General features: G+C 72.2%; 18 protein-coding genes and 1 tRNA gene. 3 read left to right on the top strand and 16 right to left on the bottom strand.

Going from position 1 to position 19,769, the window contains the following annotated elements; translation table 11 throughout:
• Positions 1-9: 9 nt before the first annotated feature.
• Positions 10-1,455, bottom strand: a complete 1,446-nt coding sequence (locus OG338_RS27365) for a glyceraldehyde-3-phosphate dehydrogenase (protein WP_405939887.1) — start codon at positions 1,453-1,455, stop codon at positions 10-12.
• An 83-nt stretch (positions 1,456-1,538) separates the two neighbouring features.
• Positions 1,539-2,528, bottom strand: a complete 990-nt coding sequence (locus OG338_RS27360; protein WP_405939886.1) for a Gfo/Idh/MocA family oxidoreductase — start codon at positions 2,526-2,528, stop codon at positions 1,539-1,541.
• Positions 2,529-2,702: 174 nt separating this feature from the next.
• On the opposite strand from OG338_RS27360, the gene OG338_RS27355 reads away from it, so the two are divergent.
• Positions 2,703-3,446: a GntR family transcriptional regulator gene (locus tag OG338_RS27355; protein ID WP_405940545.1), complete on the top strand. Its 744-nt coding sequence runs from the start codon at positions 2,703-2,705 to the stop codon at positions 3,444-3,446.
• 162 nt (positions 3,447-3,608) lie between these two features.
• Positions 3,609-5,312 (top strand): RICIN domain-containing protein, encoded by a 1,704-nt coding sequence (locus OG338_RS27350; protein WP_405939885.1) that lies wholly within the window; start codon positions 3,609-3,611, stop codon positions 5,310-5,312.
• Between the two features lie 52 nt (positions 5,313-5,364).
• On the opposite strand, the gene OG338_RS27345 is transcribed toward OG338_RS27350, so the two are convergent.
• The 4 genes from OG338_RS27345 to OG338_RS27330 form a co-directional block, all read right to left on the bottom strand.
• Complete coding sequence (locus OG338_RS27345) at positions 5,365-7,188, bottom strand: glycoside hydrolase family 2 protein (protein ID WP_405939884.1); 1,824 nt, start codon at positions 7,186-7,188, stop codon at positions 5,365-5,367.
• 70 nt (positions 7,189-7,258) lie between these two features.
• Positions 7,259-8,155 carry a carbohydrate ABC transporter permease gene (locus OG338_RS27340; RefSeq protein WP_405939883.1) on the bottom strand — a complete coding sequence of 299 codons (897 nt, stop codon included), beginning with the start codon at positions 8,153-8,155 and terminating at the stop codon, positions 7,259-7,261.
• Between the two features lie 2 nt (positions 8,156-8,157).
• Positions 8,158-9,093 (bottom strand): carbohydrate ABC transporter permease, encoded by a 936-nt coding sequence (locus tag OG338_RS27335; protein ID WP_405939882.1) that lies wholly within the window; start codon positions 9,091-9,093, stop codon positions 8,158-8,160.
• Positions 9,094-9,115: 22 nt separating this feature from the next.
• Positions 9,116-10,489, bottom strand: a complete 1,374-nt coding sequence (locus tag OG338_RS27330; RefSeq protein WP_405939881.1) for an extracellular solute-binding protein — start codon at positions 10,487-10,489, stop codon at positions 9,116-9,118.
• A gap of 250 nt (positions 10,490-10,739) precedes the next feature.
• Between OG338_RS27330 and OG338_RS27325 the strand changes: the two genes are divergently transcribed.
• Complete coding sequence (locus tag OG338_RS27325) at positions 10,740-11,801, top strand: LacI family DNA-binding transcriptional regulator (protein WP_405939880.1); 1,062 nt, start codon at positions 10,740-10,742, stop codon at positions 11,799-11,801.
• A 10-nt stretch (positions 11,802-11,811) separates the two neighbouring features.
• On the opposite strand, the gene OG338_RS27320 is transcribed toward OG338_RS27325, so the two are convergent.
• The 10 genes from OG338_RS27320 to OG338_RS27275 all read right to left on the bottom strand — a co-directional run bounded on the left by OG338_RS27320 (position 11,812) and on the right by OG338_RS27275 (position 19,762).
• Complete coding sequence (locus tag OG338_RS27320; protein ID WP_405939879.1) at positions 11,812-12,177, bottom strand: hypothetical protein; 366 nt, start codon at positions 12,175-12,177, stop codon at positions 11,812-11,814.
• Positions 12,178-12,296: 119 nt separating this feature from the next.
• A tRNA-Pro gene (locus OG338_RS27315) sits at positions 12,297-12,370 on the bottom strand.
• Between the two features lie 168 nt (positions 12,371-12,538).
• Entirely contained in the window at positions 12,539-13,126 is a 588-nt protein-coding gene (locus OG338_RS27310; protein WP_405939878.1) for a GAF domain-containing protein, read from the bottom strand.
• Positions 13,123-13,878: a GTP-binding protein gene (locus OG338_RS27305; protein WP_405939877.1), complete on the bottom strand. Its 756-nt coding sequence runs from the start codon at positions 13,876-13,878 to the stop codon at positions 13,123-13,125. Before OG338_RS27305 ends, OG338_RS27310 begins: the two co-directional genes overlap by 4 nt.
• A complete protein-coding gene (locus OG338_RS27300) occupies positions 13,856-14,227 on the bottom strand; it encodes a DUF742 domain-containing protein (RefSeq protein WP_026171133.1) in 372 nt (123 codons plus the stop codon). Before OG338_RS27300 ends, OG338_RS27305 begins: the two co-directional genes overlap by 23 nt.
• A 2-nt stretch (positions 14,228-14,229) precedes the next feature.
• Positions 14,230-14,664 (bottom strand): roadblock/LC7 domain-containing protein, encoded by a 435-nt coding sequence (locus OG338_RS27295; protein ID WP_073965658.1) that lies wholly within the window; start codon positions 14,662-14,664, stop codon positions 14,230-14,232.
• 7 nt (positions 14,665-14,671) lie between these two features.
• Complete coding sequence (locus OG338_RS27290; RefSeq protein WP_405939876.1) at positions 14,672-16,561, bottom strand: ATP-binding protein; 1,890 nt, start codon at positions 16,559-16,561, stop codon at positions 14,672-14,674.
• A gap of 343 nt (positions 16,562-16,904) precedes the next feature.
• Positions 16,905-17,903: an alpha/beta hydrolase gene (locus OG338_RS27285; protein ID WP_405939875.1), complete on the bottom strand. Its 999-nt coding sequence runs from the start codon at positions 17,901-17,903 to the stop codon at positions 16,905-16,907.
• Positions 17,900-18,613: a C39 family peptidase gene (locus OG338_RS27280; RefSeq protein ID WP_405939874.1), complete on the bottom strand. Its 714-nt coding sequence runs from the start codon at positions 18,611-18,613 to the stop codon at positions 17,900-17,902. The genes OG338_RS27285 and OG338_RS27280 overlap by 4 nt, the downstream gene beginning before the upstream one ends.
• A gap of 153 nt (positions 18,614-18,766) precedes the next feature.
• On the bottom strand, positions 18,767-19,762 hold the full coding sequence (locus tag OG338_RS27275) for an ArsR/SmtB family transcription factor (protein ID WP_405939873.1): 996 nt from the start codon (positions 19,760-19,762) through the stop codon (positions 18,767-18,769).
• Positions 19,763-19,769 lie beyond the last annotated feature (7 nt).

Genomic DNA, 19,769 nt, shown 5'->3' with positions numbered 1-19,769 from the left:
GGGCCGGGGTCAGGCGACCGGGACCGGGAAGGTCGGGTACTCGACGCCGGAGACGTACTGCACGACCCGGATGACCTGGCACGAGTAGCCGAACTCGTTGTCGTACCAGAGGTAGAGGATCGCGTTGTCGCCGTCGACCTGGGTGGGTCCCGCGTCCACGATGGAGGCGTGGCGGGAGCCGATGAAGTCGCTCGACACCGCGTCGGGGGCGGTCGTGAAGTCGATCTGCCGCTTGAGCGGGGAGGTCAGCGACACCTCGCGGAGGTGGTCGAGGACCTCGGTGCGGGTGGCTTCGCGGCCCAGCTTCAGGCTGAGGATGGCGATCGACACGTCCGGGACGGGGACGCGGATCGAGCTGCCCGTGATCGTCGCCTCCAGGTCGGGCAGCGCCTTCGCGACGGCGGAGGCGGCACCCGTCTCCGTGATCACCATATTGAGCGGTGCGGAGCGGCCGCGGCGGTCGGAGCCGTGGTAGTTGTCCAGCAGGTTCTGGTCGTTGGTGAACGAGTGGATGGTCTCCACGTGTCCGCGCAGCACGCCGTACTCGTCGGCCATCGCCTTCAGCGGCGGCACGATCGCGTTGGTGGTGCAGGAGGCGCAGGAGATGATCTGCTCGTCGGGCTTGATCATGTCGTGGTTGACGCCGTGCACGACGTTGAGGACGTCGCCCTTGCCGGGGGCGGTCAGCACGACCTTGGCGATACCCGGGCGCAGGTGCTTGGACAGGCCCTCGCGGTCGCGCCACTTGCCGGTGTTGTCGATGAGGATGGCGTCGTCGATGCCGTGGGCGGTGTAGTCGACGGAGGTCGGGTCGTCCGAGTAGATGACCTGGATCTCGTTGCCGTTGGCGACGATCCGGTTGTTGGCCTCGTCCACGGTGATGGTGCCCTGGAACTGGCCGTGGATGGAGTCGCGGCGCAGCAGCGAGGCGCGCTTGACGATGTCCTGGCCCGCGCCCTTGCGGACCACGATGGCGCGCAGCCGCAGGCCGTTGCCCGAGCCGGCCTTCTCGATGAGGAGCCGGGCGAGCAGGCGGCCGATGCGGCCGAAGCCGTAGAGGACGACGTCGCGCGCCTCGCGGCGCTCGATCTTGTTGTCCCCGGTGGCGCCGGCGACGGCCTCCGCGGTGAACTCCGCCGCGCTGAGGCCGCGGTCGTCGGCCTTGTGGGTGGCGGCGAGCATGCCGATGTCGATCTGGGAGGGGCCCAGGTCGAGGGTGGTGAGGGCCTGGAGGAAGGGCAGGGTCTCGGTGACCGAGAGCTCCGCGCCGTCGATCTGCCGGGCGAATCGGTGGGTCTTGAGGATGCTCACCACCGATTTGTTCACCAGCGAGCGGCTGTGCAGGAGGACGGTGACGTCCCGCTCGCGGTGCAGCTTCCCGATGATCGGAATCATCGATTCCGCAATCTCCTCGCGGTTTTTCCAGTTGGTGAACGCGTCGTCATTGACAGTCACAGGTTTATCTTTCGAGCTAGGCGGCGCTCATATGGTAACCGGACGTTCATTCGACCCCTCACCCCGGTCCGGCCTCCCCGCCCTCACTCCCCCACGCGCACCGGCCGCCCCGTGCGCCGCGAGCGGTCGGCGGCCTCCGCGATCAGCAGCGCGGCCAGGGCGTCGGCGCCGGTACAGGGGCTGGGCCGCAGACCCGCCGCGACCTCGGTGAAGGCCGCCATCTCGGCGACGTACGCGTCGTGGAAGCGGCTGAGGAAGCCGTCGTACGGAGTGGTCCCGGACGGCGTCCCGCCGGCGGTGGTGCGCAGGGGCGCGCGGTCGCCGTACCCGGTGGCCAGCGTGGCCCGCGACCCTGCGAGCTCCATGCGCGCGTCGTATCCGGCGCCGTTGTAACGGGTGGCGGTGCAGCTGACGAGGGTGCCGTCGTCCAGCGTGAGGACGGCGACGGCGGTGTCGACGTCACCGGCCGCCGCGAAGGAGCCGTCGCCCCGGTTGGCCCCGGTGGCGCTGACCTCCACGACCTCGCGCCCGGTGACCCAGCGCACGCTGTCGAAGTCGTGCACGGCGCAGTCCCGGAAGATGCCGCCGGACAGCGGCAGATATCCGGGCGGCGGGGGCGCCGGATCGGCGGTGCACGCCCGTACGGTGTGCAGCCAGCCCAGCTCCCCGGCGGCGGCCGCGTCCCGCAGGGCGGTGTAGCCGGCGTCGAAGCGGCGCTGGAAGCCGACCTGGAGCGGAATGCCGGAAGCGGCGGTGCCGGCCAGCAGGGCCCGGGTGGCTTCGAGGCCGGCGGCGACCGGCTTCTCACAGAAGACGGGCACCCCGGCGGCGACGGCGGCGCGGATCAGCGCGTCGTGGACGGCGGTGGGGGCGGCGATCACGACACCGTCCAGGCCGGAGCCGAGCAGCGCGTCCAGGTCGCCCGCCCAGTCGGCGCCCAGCTTCCCGGCCAGCTCGCGGGCCTGCTGCTCGACGGCGTCGTGCAGGACGAGACGGCCGACGACGGGCAGGGCGGCGAGGGTGGCGGCGTGGAACGCGCCGATGCGGCCCGTTCCGATGAGTCCGATGCGCATGCGCGGGTGCCTCCGGGGCGACTGGGGGACGGCGGGCCGACGCTCCTGATCTTCGTCTTTGTATCGTCGCCGATCGCACCCGGTCAAGCATTTGTACTGACATATATACGTACTGAGCTGGACGCGGGGTTACGGCATACTGAGTACGTGGCACGACGTTCCGAGGAGCCCGGCATGGAGCCGCTCACCAGGCTGATCACCATCGACCGGTCCAGCCCGGTGCCGCTGTACTTCCAGTTCGCGCAGCAGCTCCAACACCTCATCGAATCCGGCACGTTGGCGCCCGGCGCCCGGCTGGAGAACGAGATCGCGCTGGCGGACCGGTTCGGGCTCTCGCGCCCGACGATGCGTCAGGCCATGCGGCATCTGGTGGACAAGGGGCTGCTGTCGCGCAAGCGCGGGGTCGGCACCCGGGTCGTCAACAACCGGGTCCGCCGCCAGGTGGAACTGACCAGCCTGTACGAGGACCTGCAACGCGAGGACCGCCGCCCGCGCACCGAGGTCCTGTCGATGCGCGTCCGCCCGGCCGAGGGCCGGATCGCCGCCGCGCTCCAGCTCGAACCGGGCATGGACACCGTCGAGTTGCGCCGGCTCCGGTACGCGGACGACGAGCCGATGGCCGTCCTGGAGAACCATCTGCCGATGGGCATCGCGGACCTCACCGAGGACGACCTGTCCGCGCACGGGCTCTACGCACTGCTCCGGCGCTCCGGCATCGGCCTGCGGTCCGCCGAGCAGACCATCGGCGCCCGCCGGGCCACCGCGGCCGAGGCCCGGCTGCTGGCGGAGGGGCGCGGCGGCACCCTGCTCACCGTGGAGCGCACGGTGCTGGGCGACACGGGCCGCCCGGTGGAGTACGGCCGCCATCTGTACCGGGCATCCCGGTACTCCTTCGAGATGACGCTCACGGCGCCCTGAAGCGCCCGACCTCGACGCGCTCGGGCAGCCGTTGAAGCGGAAGCTGTCCACCCTGTTTACATCGATGTATATCCAGTCCTACTGTTTCGCCGTCAGCAGCCCCACTCGGCCACCCCATGCCTTCGCGCCCCCACGCCTTCGTGCCCCCGAGGAAGGAAGCCCGTGCTCTCCTTGCGCCGACCCCCCAGACCCGTATCCCGCCCCTCCCCCACGACGGCCGGCCGCCTCGCCCGCTGGGCGGCGCGTGCCGCCGCCATCGGCCTGACCTTCGCCCCGGCGTCGGCGGCGCCCGCCGTCCCCGCCGCATCCACCTCCCCCGCCGCGCCCGCCGTCGCCGCCGCCAACGGCACCCCGCTGGGCAGCGGGACCGGCCTGTACCCGAGGGCGATCCGGCTGGAGCACAACGGCTCCGCCAACGGCCGGGTGCTCGCCGGCGTCGTCACCTTCAACGGCAACAACGGCATCGGTGCCATCCACGAGAGCACCGACGGCGGAGCCACCTTCCGGCAGGTGGGCAGTGTGGCCGACCCGGAGTCGTCGGGCGGGCAGGGCCTGTGCTGCTCCACCCTCTTCGAACTCCCGCGCCAGGTAGGTTCGTTGGCGCCCGGCACCCTGCTGTGGTCCGCGTCATCCGGTGCGGACGAGCAGAACCGGCGCATGGCTCTGCGCGTCTGGCGGAGCAACGACGTGGGCCGGACCTGGTCCTACCTCTCCACCTGCGCCACCGCGAACGGCACGGGCGGGCTGTGGGAGCCGGAGTTCTCCGTCGCCGCCGACGGGGCGCTCGTCTGCCACTACGCCGATGAGACGGACCCCGCGCACAACCAGAAGCTCGCCGCCGCCCGCAGCTACGACGGGGTCACCTGGCAGGACCGCCGCAACACGGTCGCCAGCTCCTGGGAGCCGGACCGGCCGGGGATGCCCATGGTGCGCCGGCTGCCGAACGGCACGTACTTCATGAGCTACGAGATCTGCAATCCGGGCGGCCAGTACCAGTGCGTCGTGCACTACCGGTCCTCCCCGGACGGCTGGGACTGGGGCGACCCCGCTTCGCTGGGCTACCGCCCGGAGACCGTGGACGGCAAGTACTTCCGCGCCGCGCCGACCATCGCCTGGGCCCCCGCACCGGGCGGCGGGGCCAACGGCCGGCTCCTCCTCATCGGCCAGCAGCTCCTGAACCGCGACGGCACCCCCGCCGCCGACAGCGGCCGCACGATCCTCGCCAACACGGAGAACGGCACCGGCCCGTGGTACGAGATCGAGGCCCCCGTGAAGGTCGCGGCACCGACCGCCACGTACTGCCCGAACTACAGCTCGCCGCTGCTGCCCTCGGCGGACGGCCGCACCGTGCTGGAGATCGCGACGGACTGGGACGGCGACGTCTGCCGCCCGTACGTGGCCACCGGCTCGCTCACCGGCAGCGGTGACGCGGCCGGGGTCGCGGACGGTGCGCGCTACCGGCTGGTGAACGCCAACAGCGCCCAGTGCCTGGACGTCGCCGCCGACTCACGGGACGCGGGCGGCAACGTACAGCAGTGGACGTGCAACGGCCTCGGTCCGCAGGCGTGGACGCTGCGGGCGCACGGCGACGCGTTCACGCTCACCGGCGTCGACAGCGGCTACTGCCTGGACGTGGAGAACGGCTCCGCGACGCCCGGCGCCAACGTACGGCAGTGGTACTGCAACGCGGCGGCCGCGCAGGACTGGCGGCTTGAGAACGCCGGGCGGGGCTACTACCGCCTGGCCGTGAAGTCGTCCGGGCAGTGCCTGGACGTCTCGCAGGGCTCCCGTACGGCGGGGGCCAACGTCCAGCAGTGGACGTGCAACGGACAGCAGCCGCAGCTCTGGCGGCTCGAACGGGTCTGAGACCGCGGATGCCCGCCCTGGTGAGGGCGGGCATCCGCGGGTCCGTCACCGATCAGCCGGCGTCCTGCTCCTCGATCGCCGCGGGCCGCAGCTGGGCCTCCCGGACGCGGGCGATGTCCAGCTTGGTGCCCCGGTCGAAGCGGTAGACGCCGTTCTGCTCCTGGAAGACGTCGGTCAGCTGGGTGTAGCAGTAGCCGAACATGTCCGGGTCCGCCAGCAGCACACCGGTCAGACCGGCGAACCGCTCATGGAACTCGTCCTCGGTGCGCACCCGGTCGCCATAGCCCCAGGACACCGTACGGTCGCTGCCGGACTGCTCCGCGGCGGCCTCCGGGTCCCACCAGACCCCGCCGAACTCGCTGACGAAGTAGGGCTGTCCCCGGTACGGCTGCGAGTACGCGGCGCCGTTCTCGTACGTGTTGACGAACGGCTCCCCCTTGGCGAGCCCGGAGACCAGCTGCCGGAAGGCGGCCGGGTCCTGCTCGTAGGTGTGGGAGTCGTAGATGTCGGTCTCCAGGACCCGGTGGGAGTAGCCGGAGGCGTCGATGACCGGGCGGGAGGTGTCCATCGCCTTGGTGGCGAGGAACATCGCGCGGGTCACGTCGTCCAGCTGGGTGATCCGGTCGTGGAGCTTCTGGTACGTCTCATTGAGCGGGCACCAGCCGACGATCGAGGGGTGGGAGTAGTCGCGTTCGACGGCTTCCAGCCACTGCGCGACGAAGGAGGCGTCGGGCCGCTGGTTGTCGCCGGAGGAGCCGCCGGCCTCGCAGCCCCAGTCGCCGAACTCGCCCCAGACCAGGTAGCCGAGGCGGTCGGCGTGGTGGAGGAAGCGCTCCTCGAAGACCTTCTGGTGCAGCCGGGCCCCGTTGAAGCCGGCCTCCATGGCGAGTTCGATGTCGCGGACCAGGGCCTCGTCGGTGGGGGCGGTCATCAGCCCGTCCGGATACCAGCCCTGGTCGAGTACGAGGCGCTGGAAGCGGGGGCGGCCGTTGAGGAGGACGGCCCTGCCCCGGACGGAGACGGAGCGCAGGCCCGCGTAGCTCTCGACGGTGTCGGTGGATTCGCCGTCGGGGCCCAGGAGTTCGAGGCGCAGCCCGTACAGATGGGGGTCCTCGGGGCTCCACTCGCGGCGCCGGTCCTCCGGGACGGGCAGGTACAGGCGGGGGGCCAGGTCGAGGTCGGCACGGGCCTCGGCGCGGCAGACCTCGCCGGTGCCGTCGCTGAGGACGGCGCGCACCCGGTGGCCGGGGAGGTTGGCGGACAGCGGCAGTTCGAGGTGGAAGGCCCCGGCGGCCAGGTCGGGGGTGATGCGGGGGCGGCGCAGATGCGCTTCGGGGACCGGTTCGGCCCAGACGGTCTGCCAGATGCCGGTCGTACGGGTGTAGTTGCAGTCGTGGTTGGCGTACTGGATCGCCTGCTTGCCGCGGGCCTGCGGGCCGGACTTCGGGTCGCGGGCGCGGACGGTGATCTCCACCTCGCGGCCGGCCGGGGCAAGGTCGCCGAGGTCGGCGGTGAAGGGGGTGAAGCCGCCCCGGTGGCGTACGACTTCGGTGCCGTCCACCCAGACGGTGGTGTCGTGGTCGACCGCGCCGAAGTGCAGCAGCACCCGGCGGCCGGCCCACTCGGCGGGCGCGGTGAACCGGCGCCGGTACCAGACGGCTTCCAGGAAGTCGGTGTCGCCGACACCGGAGAGCTCCGACTCGGGGGCGAAGGGTACGAGGATCTCACCGGTCAGGTCGCGTTCCAGGAGCCCGCGTTCGAGACCGCTGTCCCCCTGGTCGGTCTCGAACTGCCAGGTCCCGTTGAGGTTGAGCCAGTCGCGCCGGACGAACTGCGGGCGCGGGTACTCCGGACGGGGGACGGAGGGGGTGTGCACAGGTACTCCAGGTGGATCGTGGTGGCGGCCGGCCGGGAGACCGGCGCCGGGGCAGGGACAGCCGGCGGGGTCAGCCGCCGCCGAGGCCGGTGGTGGCGACGGAGTTGACGATGCGGCGCTGGAACAGCAGGAACATCACGATCAGCGGCAGCGCGGCCAGCAGGGCCGACGCCATGGACTGGGCGTACTGGATGCCGTACGCGTCCTTGACGGTGGCGAGGCCGACCGGGAGCGTCATGAGGTCCGGGTCGTTGGTGACGACGAAGGGCCACATGAAGTTGTTCCACGCGCCGATGAACACGAAGATCGCGACGGCGGCGACGATCGGCCGGGACAGCGGAAGCACGATGGACGTGAAGACCCGCAGTTCGGAGGCGCCGTCGATGCGGGCGGCGTCCTCCAGCTCGCGGGGTATCGCGTCGAAGAAGCGCTTCAGGATGAAGACCATCATGGGCGCCACCACCTGCGGCAGGATGACCGCCGCGTAGGTGTCGACCAGGTGGAACATCGTCATCTGCTTGAACAGCGGGACGATCAGCAGCTGCGGCGGGACCATGATCGCGCCGACGGTGACCGCGAGCAGCGTCCGGCGGCCGCGGAAGGTGCCGCGCGAGAAGCCGTACGCGGCGAGCGTCGAGACGGCCGTGGTGAGCAGAGTGACCAGGACGGAGATGAGCAGGCTGTTGAACGCCCAGGTCGGCACGTTGCCGCGGTCCAGGATCTGCCGGTACGCGGAGAGGGTGAAGGCTCCCTTGAACGGCGAGAGGCCCGACTTCATCACGTCCTGCTCGCTCTGGAGCGAGGTGGCGACCGCCCAGACGAAGGGCAGCAGCCAGGCGACGGCGAGCACGGTCAGCGCGGTTCCGGCGAGCGCCCGGGGCAGCCGGCCGTGGCCGAGCAGCAGGGGCGAGCCGGACTCCTCGCGCGGCCGGCGCGGCCGCCGTACAGGGGTGGAGATGGCGGACACGGTCAGCCCTCCTGACGGAAGAAGCGGAGTTGCAGGACGGAGACGACGATGACGATCGCGAAGAAGATGTAGCTGACCGCCGAGGCGTAGCCCAGCCGGTATCCGGTGAACCCGACGTCGTAGACGTATTCGAGGATCGGGCGGGTCGAGCCGTTGGGGCCGCCCTTGGTGAGGATGTAGATCTGGTCGAACACCTTGAGGGAAGCGAGGACTTGGAGCATCGCGACCAGCACGGTGGTGTGCCGCAGCTGCGGCAGGGTGACCGACCACAGCCGCCGCCAGGCGCCCGCGCCGTCGAGCGCGGCGGCCTCGTCGTACGTGGTGGGCAGGGACTGGAGGGCGGCCAGGTAGAGCAGGAAGTTGAAGCCGACGGTCCACCAGACGGTGAGGGCGGCGACCGACCACATCGCGACCGACTCGTCGGAGAGCCAGCCGACGGGTTCCATGCCGAGCGAGGTCAGCAGTTGGTTACCGAGGCCGATGTCGGGCTGGTAGAGCCACGTCCAGATGAGCGTGACCACGGTGACGGGCAGCAGATACGGGGCGAAGTAGGCCAGCCGCCACACCCATTGGCCGGCCAGTCCGCTGTGCACGAGCAGTGCCATGCCGAGCGCGACCAGGACGAGCGGTACGCAGGAGATGACGGTGAAGAGGACGGTGTTGCCGAGGCTGCTCCAGACATCCGGGTCCCCGAACGCCTCGGTGTAGTTGGCGAATCCGACGAACTCGGTGCCGCGCAGGCTGAGCGAGGCGTCGGTGAGGCTCATCCAGAGGCCCTGGACGACGGGCCAGACCAGGAAGAGCGCGAACACGACCAGGAACGGCAGGACGAACAGCCCGCCGCCCCGGGTCAGCGAGCGGCGGCGCCGGGGCGCGTTCGTCGTCGCGGCGGGTGGCTGCGGGGGCGCCGCGGCTCCGGCGGGCGCGGTGGTGGTCACGATGCGGCTCCTTCGGCTGTCGTCAGGCGACCGGGTTGGGCCGGCGCAGCAGCGTGTCCGCCTCACGGACCATCTGCCGTACCGCGCTCTCGGCGGAGGTGTTGCCCAGCAGCGCCGACTGGAGCGGCTGGCACATGCGGTTCTGGAAGTTGCCGCCGGCTCCGGCGAACCAGTTCGGCGGGTCGAGGACGGCGATCTCGCCGGCGGCCGCGTAGGACGACTGGGGGTCGAGCTTCGCGTACTCGGGGCGGGCCTGCACCGGCAGATAGGCGGGGATGTGGCCGGCGCTCGCCCAGGTCAGGCTCTGCTTGATGATCTCGGCGATATAGCGGTGGGCCTGGCGGCGGCGGGCCGGGTCGGGACTGTCCTGGTGCGGCAGGACGAAGCTGTGCGAGTCGGCGTAGACGGCCGGGCGGGCGAACACCTGCGGGAAGGGGGCCGCGCCCAGGTGTTTGATGCCGGATTTGCGGAACGTGGGCAGCTCCCACTCCCCCGCCATGATCATGCCGCCGCGGCCGTCCATGAAGGCGGCCATCGCGCCGTTGTAGTCGAGGTTGTTGGGGTTGGTGCGCCCGTCGAAGAGCTGCTTCATGAAGCTGACGGCCTTCACCGCGGCATCGATGTCGATCTTCGGCGGCCCGCCGTCGGGCAATGTGAAGGAGGCCCCGGTCTGGGCGTACAGCGCGGCGAACTGGCGCCAGCTCTGGGCGGTGTCGGTGACGTGCCCGAAGAGCACCCCGGACTTGCCGGTGATCCCGGCGAGCTTCTTGCCGGCGTCCAGGAAGGCTTCGGGCGAGCCCATCGGCGCCAGGTGGCCCGCGGAGTCGAGCAGTCCGGCCTTGTCGGCCATGTCCTTGTCGTAGAAGACGATGAAGGGGTGGACGTCCAGCGGGACCGCGTAGACCGTGCCCTGGTGCTGGGCGCGCTTCCAGACGGCGGGCGCGAAGTCCTTCTCGCTCACGCCGAATTCGGCGAGGACGTCGAGGTCGAGCGGGTCGAGCAGACCGCCCGGGGCGTATCCGGCCAGCCGTGACAGGTGGAGCACGGCGACGTCGGAGGCCCGGCCGCCCGCCGCCGACATGGCGAGCTTCGTGTAGTACGACGGGCCCCAGTCCAGGATCGTGCGGTCCACGTCGAAGCCGTCGGAGCCCTTGGAGACGGCGGCGATCATCTCGTCCATGAGCATGCCGTCGCCGCCCTGGAAGAGGTCCCAGACCTTCAGGGCGGACGCCCCGCCCGCGCCGGCCGGAGAGGCGCAGCCGGTGAGCGGGCCCGCCGCGAGGAGCGCGGCCGCCCCGGCCGTGCCGTAACGCAACAGTCCGCGGCGCCCGATGGCGGCCGGACGGCCGGGGTCCCGGGGTCCGGGCAGCCCTCGTGCGGGAGGTGCAGAGTTCATCACTGACCTTTCGACGCCGGACGACGTGCCCGGCCGACGGCAGGCGCCATCGGCACGGCAGCCGTCGGCCGCCCGTGCACATCGGGGGTGATCCGCGCCGGTCTCCCGATGCGGTGACCTGTTTTTACATCGATGTACATTGGCTGTAAAGAGCTGGGTCATCACCTGTGCCGGATGCACCGCCCATCGGCCCGGGGCGGCCCGGGCGTACGGCATAGACTCGGCGCGTACCGAGGGTGGGGAGCTACGGGTGGCACGACCGAGGATCAAGGACGTCGCACGGCACGCGGGAGTGTCGGAGAAAACGGTGTCCAACGTGCTCAACGACTATGTGCATGTGTCCGACCGGACCCGGCGCGTGGTGCAGGAGGCCATCGACCACCTCGGCTACCGCATCAATCTCGCCGGCCGCCATCTGCGCAGCGGACGCACCGGCATCATCGCCCTGGTGGTGCCCGAACTCGACGTCCCGTACTTCGCGGAGCTCGCCCGGCATGTCGTCCGGGAGGCCGAAAAGCGCTCCCTGACCGTGCTGATCCATCAGTCGGGCGGCGACCGCGAACGGGAGAAGGCCGCCCTGGCCGGTTTCGGCTCGGACTTCGTGGACGGCGTCATCCTCAGCCCGCTCGCCCTCGCGCCGGACGACCTGCGCGCCCACACCGGACCGCCGCCGACCGTGCTGCTCGGCGAGCTGCTCAACGAGGGCGCGGACCATGTGGCGATCGACAACGAACGCGCGGCCCGCGAGGCCACCGAGCACCTGCTCGCGCTGGGCCGGCGCCGCATCCTCACGGTCGGCGGCCGGGACGACGGCTGTGTCGGTACGGCCCAGGCCCGCACCCGCGGCTTCCGCCTCGCGCTGTCCGGGGCGGGCCTGCCGTACGACCCGGCGTCGCTGCTGCCGGTGGCGGCGTTCCACATGGCGGACGGCGCCGAGGCGGTCCGCCGGGTGCTGGCCGCCGGCGTCCGGCCGGACGCCCTGCTCTGCCTGAACGACCAGCTGGCGCTGGGTGCGCTGCGCGCGCTGCACGGTTACGGGGCACGGGTGCCCGAGGACGTGGCGGTGATCGGCTTCGACGATGTGGAGGGCGGCCGCTTCGGCGTGCCGTCCCTGAGCACGGTCGCCCCGGACAAGGAGGCGGTGGCCCGGGTCGCGGTGGACCTGCTGCTGCACCGCATCGAGGAGGCCACGCGCCGCCCGGAGGAGACGGACGGCCCGGCCGCGGAGCACCCGCGGGACCGGGTGGTGGCGCACCGCCTGGTCCTGCGCGAGTCCACGGAGGGGGCGGCCGGGCGCGACGGGGTGTGGTGAGCGGCGGGCCTCAGCCCGTGAGCGGCCGCTCCGGGGTCCGCCGGAGCGCGGCCCCACCCTCGAAGAGCACGGCGGTGAGCCCGAGTTCGCGGGCCGCCCGGACATTGGCCTCCCGGCCGTCCACGAAGAACGCCTCGCCGGGGACGGCCCCGAGCATCCCGAGCACGCCCGCGAAGGCGTCCCCGGCGGGCTTGGTCGCGCCGAGCGCGCACTCATCGGCGCTCCCCTGCCCCCGGCCCCAGGCCGCGATCAGCCCGGCCCCGTACAGCTCCGACTCGACGCGCCGCGCGGAGAGCCCACACGCGGCCCCGGGAAGTTCCAGCCGCCGCTCACGGTGAAAGCGGCAGACGGCACCACCGAGATCGAAGAGAAACACCCGAGGCCCCATGCTCGGCAATCCAGCCGGCCGCGCCGGCCGGCGCGACGGTGCCCGAATGACCGAGGGCCGGTCTCGGATTTCTCCGAAACCGGCCCTCGGTCCACGACTGTCACCAGTCGGGACGACAGGATTTGAACCTGCGACCCCTTGACCCCCAGTCAAGTGCGCTACCAAGCTGCGCCACGTCCCGATGCCCGCCTGACCTGGGGCTTCCCCCTGGCTGAACGCGCATGAGAACAATACCGCACTTCATCGAGTGGTCACGAACCGCTTTCACGGGTGCCGCGCTCCGTGTCCGAATGGACACCCTCAGTGGACGAGTGCGGCCGACGTGTACGGACCGCGCTCGGCGGTCCCGTCAGAAGCGGGGGCTGTGGTCCTCCCTGCGGTCGAGATGTCCGACCAGCTCCTGCGCCAGGGACTTGATGGTGTCGAGCCCCGCCCTTCCCCAGGGGCGGGGCACGGTGTCCACGGCGCAGACGGCGCCCAGGGCGATGCCGGTGCGGTCGATGAGCGGTGCCCCCAGGTAGGAGCGGATGCCTATGTCGTCCACGACCGGATTGCCCGCGAAGCGCGGGTAGTCGCAGACGTCCTCCAGGACGAGCGCCTTGCGCCGGACGACCACATGCGGGCAGTAGCCGTGGTCGAGGGCCACATACCGGCCGTTGCGGCCGCTGCCCGCCGCGGTGGCCCCCAGGTCCGAGCCCCTGCGGGTCCCGGCGGGGGTGTGCAGTCCGGCGTAGAACTGCCGGTTGCCGTCGATGAAGTTGACCATCGAGAACGGCACGTCCGTCACTTCGGCCACCCGGTCGGCGAAGGCGTCGAAGTTGTCGAACGAGGCGTCGTCCCGCTCCCCGAGTCCCAGGCTCCGCAGCCGCCGCGTACGGGTGGGCGCCTCACCGTCGACGGGGGTGAGCAGCAGCCGCCCGGCGGCGCGCGGGATCACGGCCTGGCCCCGAATCCGGCGGGCCCGGGGAGCGGCACGGCGTCGTCGGTGGCGTTGATGAGGTGCTGGACCAGCGTCACCAGCGTGCCGGTGCCGGAGCTGGCCATGCGGGCGTCACAGAGCACGACCGGCACCTCCGGCGACAGGTCGAGCGCGGCGCGGACCTCCTCGGGGCCGTAGCGGTAGGCGCCGTCGAACTCGTTGACGGCGACGACGAATCCGATGCCGCGCCGCTCGAAGAAGTCGACGGCGGCGAAGCACTCCTCCAGTCTGCGGGTGTCCGCGATCACGACCGCTCCCAGCGCGCCCTGCGAGAGTTCGTCCCACATGAACCAGAAGCGTTCCTGGCCCGGTGTGCCGAACAGGTACAGCACATGCTGGTCGTCCAGGGTGATGCGGCCGAAGTCCATCGCCACGGTGGTGGAGGTCTTCGACTCGACGCCTTCCAGGCTGTCGGTCGCGGCGCTCGCCTGGGTCAGCAGCTCTTCCGTACTGAGCGGCGCGATCTCGCTGACGGCGCCGACGAACGTGGTCTTGCCGACGCCGAATCCGCCGGCGACCAGCACCTTCAACGCGACGGGGAAGCCCTCGGGCTCGGCCTGCGGGGCGGCGTACCCGGCGGTGGCGGTGGCGGTGTCCTGCCCGTACCCGCCGCCGGAGCCGTCGTTCGCGTAGCCGTCGTCCGCGTAGCCGTAGCCATAGCCGGTACCGTCCGGGTAGCCGTAGCCGTCAGAGCTGTCGTCGTAAGCCATCGAGCACTGCCTCCAGCAGATGTCGGTCGGTGGGCATGTCTTGGAAGGCGGGCGCATGGGCGGTGACGGCGCCGCAGTCGACCAGGTCCGAGAGGAGGACCTTGGTGACGACTGCGGGCAGCCTCAGATGGGCGGCGATCTCGGCCACCGAGGTGGGGCCCTCGCAGAGTCCCAGGGCCACCGAGTGTTCGGGGCCGAGGTGGGTCTGCGGGACGCTTCCGGTGGCCATCACCAGGGACAGCAGGTCGAGCACGGCCGTGGGACGGGTACGGCCGTTGCTCACCGTGTAGGGGCGGATGAGGCGGCCCGCCGCGTCGTCGAGCAGCGGCCCGTCCTGGGTGACCGCCATGGTCACAGCCCCGCGGTGCCCGGTGTCCCGGCCGTCTGTCTCACCGGGGTCATCAGATAGGGCCGCACGCTCTTCACCAGCATGGTCATCTCGTAGCCGAGGACGGCGGCGTCGGCGTTGCGGCCGGCGAGGACGGCCAGACAGGTGCCGGAGCCGGCGGTGGCGACGAACAGGAGCGTCGAGTCGAGCTCCACGACCACCTGCCGGACCTCGCCGTTGTCCCCGAACCTCGCCCCGGCGCTGCGGCCCAGCGAGTAGAGGCCGGCCGCCAGCGCCGCCATGTGGTCGGCGCTGTCGGCGTCCATGCCGTGGAGGGACTTCACCAGCCCGTCGGCGGAGAGCAGGACCGCGCTGCGGGTGTACGGCACGCGCTGGACGAGGCCGCTCAGCAGCCAGTCGAGGTCCGAGACCTGACCGGACGGCGTATCGGTCGCCATGGGGCATCTACTCCTTGATGGGGTTCGCTGCGAGTGGGTCGTGGTCGCCGGGGTGGGCGCCGGCGCCGTGCAGTTGCGCGGGCCGGGCGGCGCCCCGGACGGGGAGCGGCCGGGCCGGTGCGCCCGGCTGGGCGGCCGTCGTCATGTGCGTGGCACCGGCCGGGGCCTCGGGCGCGGGCTCCTCCTCGGCCTCGGCCCGGGCCTCGGCGAGGTCGATGCCGCGCCGGAAGGCGGCGACGAGCCCGGGGTCGTGCAGGACGGCTTCGTCCCCGGACCGGGGCGCGGGGGCCTCCCTGAGCTGCGGGACCAGGTGCTCCTGGTTGGCGCGCTTGGGCAGCAGGGGCCGGTCGGCCGCGGTCTTCGGCGCGGTGCCGTCGTCGGGCGGGGTCCTGTGAGCGGTCCCATGGTCGGGCGCGGCCGCCGCGGGCCGGTCCACGCGTTCGGCGCGCAGGGGCAGCGGCGGGGCCTCGCCCTGGCGGGCCGGGGCCGGCGGGGACGGGGTCCGGTGCGGGCTGGGCTGCTGGCTGGGGACGTAGGGCCGGCGTTCCGGCTCGGGGGCGGGCGCCGGCTCGCGCGGGGCCGGGCGCTCCTCCAGGGGCGGCGGGCGGTGCACGGGCCCGGTGGGCGGGGCGGGTGCCTCGCCGGCTGCGGCGGGGGCGTCCTCGTCGGCGCCGAGCAGGGTCTGCGGGAGGACCAGGACGGCCTGGGTGCCTCCGTAGATGTTGCTCTGGAGCCGTACGGCGATGCCGTGCCGGCGGGCCAGCGAGGCGACCACGAAGAGGCCGATGCGGCCGTCCTGGAGAAGGCGGGCGACGTTGACCTGGTCGGGGTCGGTGAGCAGGGCGTTCATCCGCTTCTGCTCGTCGCCCGGCATGCCGAGTCCGCGGTCCTCGACCTCCAGGGCGAGCCCGGCGGTGACGCGCTGGGCGCGCAGCAGGACCTGGGTGTGCGGGGCGGAGAACACCGTGGCGTTCTCCACGAGTTCGGCGAGGAGGTGGATGACGTCGGCCACGGCGTGGCCGCGCAGGGTGCCGTCGATCGGGGGGACGAGTTTGACCCGGGGGTACTGCTCGACCTCGGCGATCGCCGAGCGCAGCACCTCGGTCATGGTGACCGGGTTGCTCCACTGGCGGCGGGAGACGGCGCCGCCGAGCACGGCGAGGTTCTCGGCGTGCCGGCGGATGCGGGTGGCGAGGTGGTCGACGTGGAAGAGGCCCTTCAGCAGGTCCGGGTCCTCGACCTCGTGCTCCAGCTCGTCCAGCAGCTGGATCTCGCGGTGTACGAGCGACTGGAGGCGGCGGGCGAGGTTGACGAAGACCTCGACCTTCTGGTCCTCGCCGCTGGGCTCGGAGAGCCGGGACGCCTCGACGACGGCGGCCACGGCGGCCTCCTGCTGGCGGCCCAGCTCCTGGGCCAGCAGCTCGAAGGGGTCGCCGCCGGGCGGCTGGTTCCGGGGGGCGCGCCGGGCGGGCACGGGTTCGCCGTTGCGCAGCTGTTCCACGACGCGTTGCAGGTCGGCCTGGCTCTGGGCGCTGGTCCGGCGCAGCGCGAGGCAGCGGCCGAAGACCGTGGTGGCGGCCCGGTTGGCGGCCAGGAAGGCGGCGAGGATCGCGGCGAGGGCGAGGGCGGCCGCCGAGCCGAGGGCGATCCAGAGCTCGGTGGAGGGGCGTGCGTGGCCCGCGCGGGCGGTGAAGATGACGGCCGCGGCGCCGGCGAGGGCGACGGCGAGGGCCGGCAGCACGGCGGTGCGCAGGAGTTGAGGGCGTATGCGCGCCTCAGGCGTCGGGCGGGCGGCGCGCGGTCTGGCCGCTGCCGAGTGGGAACGGGCGCCCGGTCGGCCGTGCCGCCCGCCCTCTCGTCGGTCGGGTCGCGCGTCGGGTGCGCGAAGTTGAGACATCAGCGTCCTCGGTACGTGGGGCCCCAGGCATCTGCGTTCATGTGGTGGCGCCTACGGTGGTCGGGCATTCTCGGGTCATCGGCCGGGCAGGCCCGGAGAATATGAGCCCACCGTTGATCACCGGGCACACACGGTAGTCGTCGGAAGTGCGGGCGTGATGGGCAGTTGTGGAACTTGCCCGCCATCCGTCCCGCTCTGGTATGAGCGCTCGCACGGGCGACCGATTCCTGCGGGCCGGTTTCCGGGGCGGCGGCCGTTGCCGTACGCGAGTGAGCCCTCCTCGGACGCGAGTGAGCCCCCTCGATGCGTGCCGAGGGGGCTCGTGTGCCGGGGCGCGGAGGTGCTACGCCTTACGGAGGCGGGCGATGATTCCGTCCAGGTCGCTCCGGAAGAGGGCGGGGCGGACGAAGTGGCCGCCCGGTTCCTCGTGCCACTCGTGCGGAATCCCGGCCTTGCCGAGCAGCGAGCGGAACTCGCGCTGTCCGGCCAGCACTTGGTTCTCGTTGACCTGGTCGAACCAGTTGACCGGGTCGGGGCTGGTGCCGGCGACCAGGAAGACGCGCTTGTTGCGGTAGCTCTCGATGCGCTGGACGGGGTTGTCGGCGCTGACCCGGGCCTCGTCCCAGAGCGGCACCCCGTAGACCGAGCCGCCCGCCAGCTCGATCGCGGCGGAGGAGATGTTGGCCCAGTGCGTGACGAGCCCGGCGTCGCGGCGCAGGCTGGCCGGGCCGGAGTGCGCGCTGACGGACGCGAAGTGCCCGTAGTACTTGGCGGCGTACTTGAGCGCGCCGAACCCGCCCATGGAGAACCCGGAGACGGCCCGCCCGTTGTATTCGGCGTACGTACGGAAGTTGGCGTCGATCCACGGGAGCAGCTGGGCGATGTGGAAGGTCTCCCAGTTGCGCGGGCCGGTGTTGGAGCTGACCGGGTTGGAGTACCAGCCGGCGTGTCCGCCATCGGGCATCACGACGATGAGCGGTTTGCCGGCGGTCCAGGCTCGGATACCCATCCGGTCGAAGGTGATGAAGTCCTGGTCGGTGCCGCCGCCGTGGAACAGGTAGAGCACGGGGTAGGTCCGGCCGCTCGTGTGGTAGCCGTCGGGGAGCAGGACGTTGACGCCCGGGTTCCAGCCGATGGCGTCCGTGGCGAAGCGGTAGTACCGCATGCGCGGGTCGCTCTCGTTGCGGTCCACGATGCGCAGGCCGAATCCGTCCCCGGCCGCGGCGGCCGGTGTGGCGGAGGCCAGGAGTCCGGCGGCGCCGAGGGCGGTCGCGGCGGAGAGTCCGCCGGCCGCCCTGAGGACGTTCCTGCGGCTGGGGCGGTCGTTCGCGCGGGCGCTCATGCGGAGTATCCCTTCGGCGGGATCAGGGTGGCGAGCTGGTCGAAGGAGAGCCAGTAGATCTGGTTGCCGCCGAAGGAGGCGGGGTCGGCGATGAGGACGGTGCGGTCGGCGGAGTCGTAGCCGATGACCGTGAAGTAGTGGTAGATCGTCTGGTTCGACGGGTAGCCGGGCGGCTGGTTGCCGGGCGGGGCCACGATGTTGGTGACCAGCGGGTAGCCGCGGTCGATGTCGAAGACGATGTCGTACCAGAGCAGGTCGCGCTGGGCCTGGGTGGGCGGGTCGTTGGGCATCTCCTTGGTCTCGTACCAGCCGCCGCCCAGGTTGGCGTTGAGCACCCCGGTGACCTGGGATATGTGGTCGGTGCCGTTCACGGTGGTGCCGAGCTGCCAGGCCAGGTCGGACTGGCTGGGCGGGGAGATGCGGGCGGAGAGCGCGATGCGGGTGGCGGCGGGGCCGCACCAGTAACCGGTCTGCTGGACCTGGTAGTCGACGTCCAGCCAGTGCGCGGTGGCGGTGCTCCCGGCTTCCACCGTGATCCGGGTGCCGGGCTGGTTGTGCCCGCTGACGACGGCGGTTCCGGCCGACGAGCCGTGGGCGGTGACGGCGGCGGGGCCGAGGTGCGGGGCCGCCGACGCGAAGGCGGTGCCGGGCTGGACGAGGGCTCCGAGGGCGACCGCGGCGATGGCGGCGGACACGAGTCTCCTGCGCATGAAGGCTCCTGAGGGTGGGGGGACCGGCCTAGGGTGCGAAGCGGCCACGCGGGTGTGTGCGCGGCCGTGCGATTCAGGCCACCAGGGTGGTCCCGCCGCCGTGGGGCCCGCAAGGACCGAAAGCTGGTGCTTACAGGCGCAGGTGACGTGCCGTCACGCCGGGGCCGGGTCCTCGGTGGCGAGCAGGGCGCGCCCCTCGGCGGTCGCGACGTGGAAGGAGCGCCCGGCCCGGCGCACGGTGGTGATCAGCCCCGCCTCCCGCAGCACGTTCAGGTGCTGGCTGACGGCGGGATGGGTCACGCCGAGGAGCCGGGCCGCCTCCAGGGTGGAGCAGCCGGTGCGGGTGGCGCGCAGGACACCGGCGCGGGTGTGGCCGAGGAGCGGTCCGAGCGGCCCGGACCCGGGCGTGGGGCGGGTACCCCGGGCGGGGACGCACCAGTCGGGGGTGCGGTGGATGGGGTAGACCAGCACGGGCGGCAGCTCGCCGTCGGCCAGGGTGGCGGGGGTGGGCCAGCAGAAGAACGACGGCTGGAGGACGAGGCCCCGGCCGCGCAGCCGCAGGTCCTGGTCGACGGGGTAGGCCACTTCGAGGACGGGCGCCCGCCAGCGGAACTGCGGTCCGAGTCCGGCGAGCAGCCCTTCGGTGCCGCCTTCGAGGAGGCTGCGCAGCCGCAGGGCGCGGTCGGCGTCGATGTCGGCGTGCACCCGGCGCCAGTGCGGTGCGAGGGCTTCGCGCTGGTACGTACGCAGGGCTCCGCCCAGCTCGCGCAGGGCTTCCGCGTCGCCGCCGGCCAGTTCCCCGAGCCAGCCCGGCAGCCGTACGGGGGTGGCGAGCCGGGCCAGTTCGGCGCGGAGCCGTGGGCGCGGGGTGCTCAGCAGGACGTCGACGGATGCCTGGAGGGAGCCTCGGTCGCCGGTCGTGGGTGTGAGGAAGTCGGGTGAGTAGCCGCGCGGCGGCAGCAGCCGGGAGAGCAGCCGCGGGCTGCCGGAGAGCCGGGGCCGCGCCCAGCGCCGCCAGGCGCCGAACTCCCGCTCGCCGTCACGCCGCTGGAGGGTCTGCACGCTGTTGCCGATCTCCCAGAGGAAGTCGGGGCCCGGCGCGACCCGGACCCGTGCGAGGTCGTCCGGGGTGAAGTGCACCCGCAGCATCGCCGCC

This window comes from Streptomyces sp. NBC_00726 (genome assembly GCF_045161735.1).
GTDB lineage: Bacteria > Actinomycetota > Actinomycetes > Streptomycetales > Streptomycetaceae > Streptomyces.
Note: the sequence above shows the minus strand (reverse complement) of the source record. Positions and strands in the feature narration are given on the sequence as shown.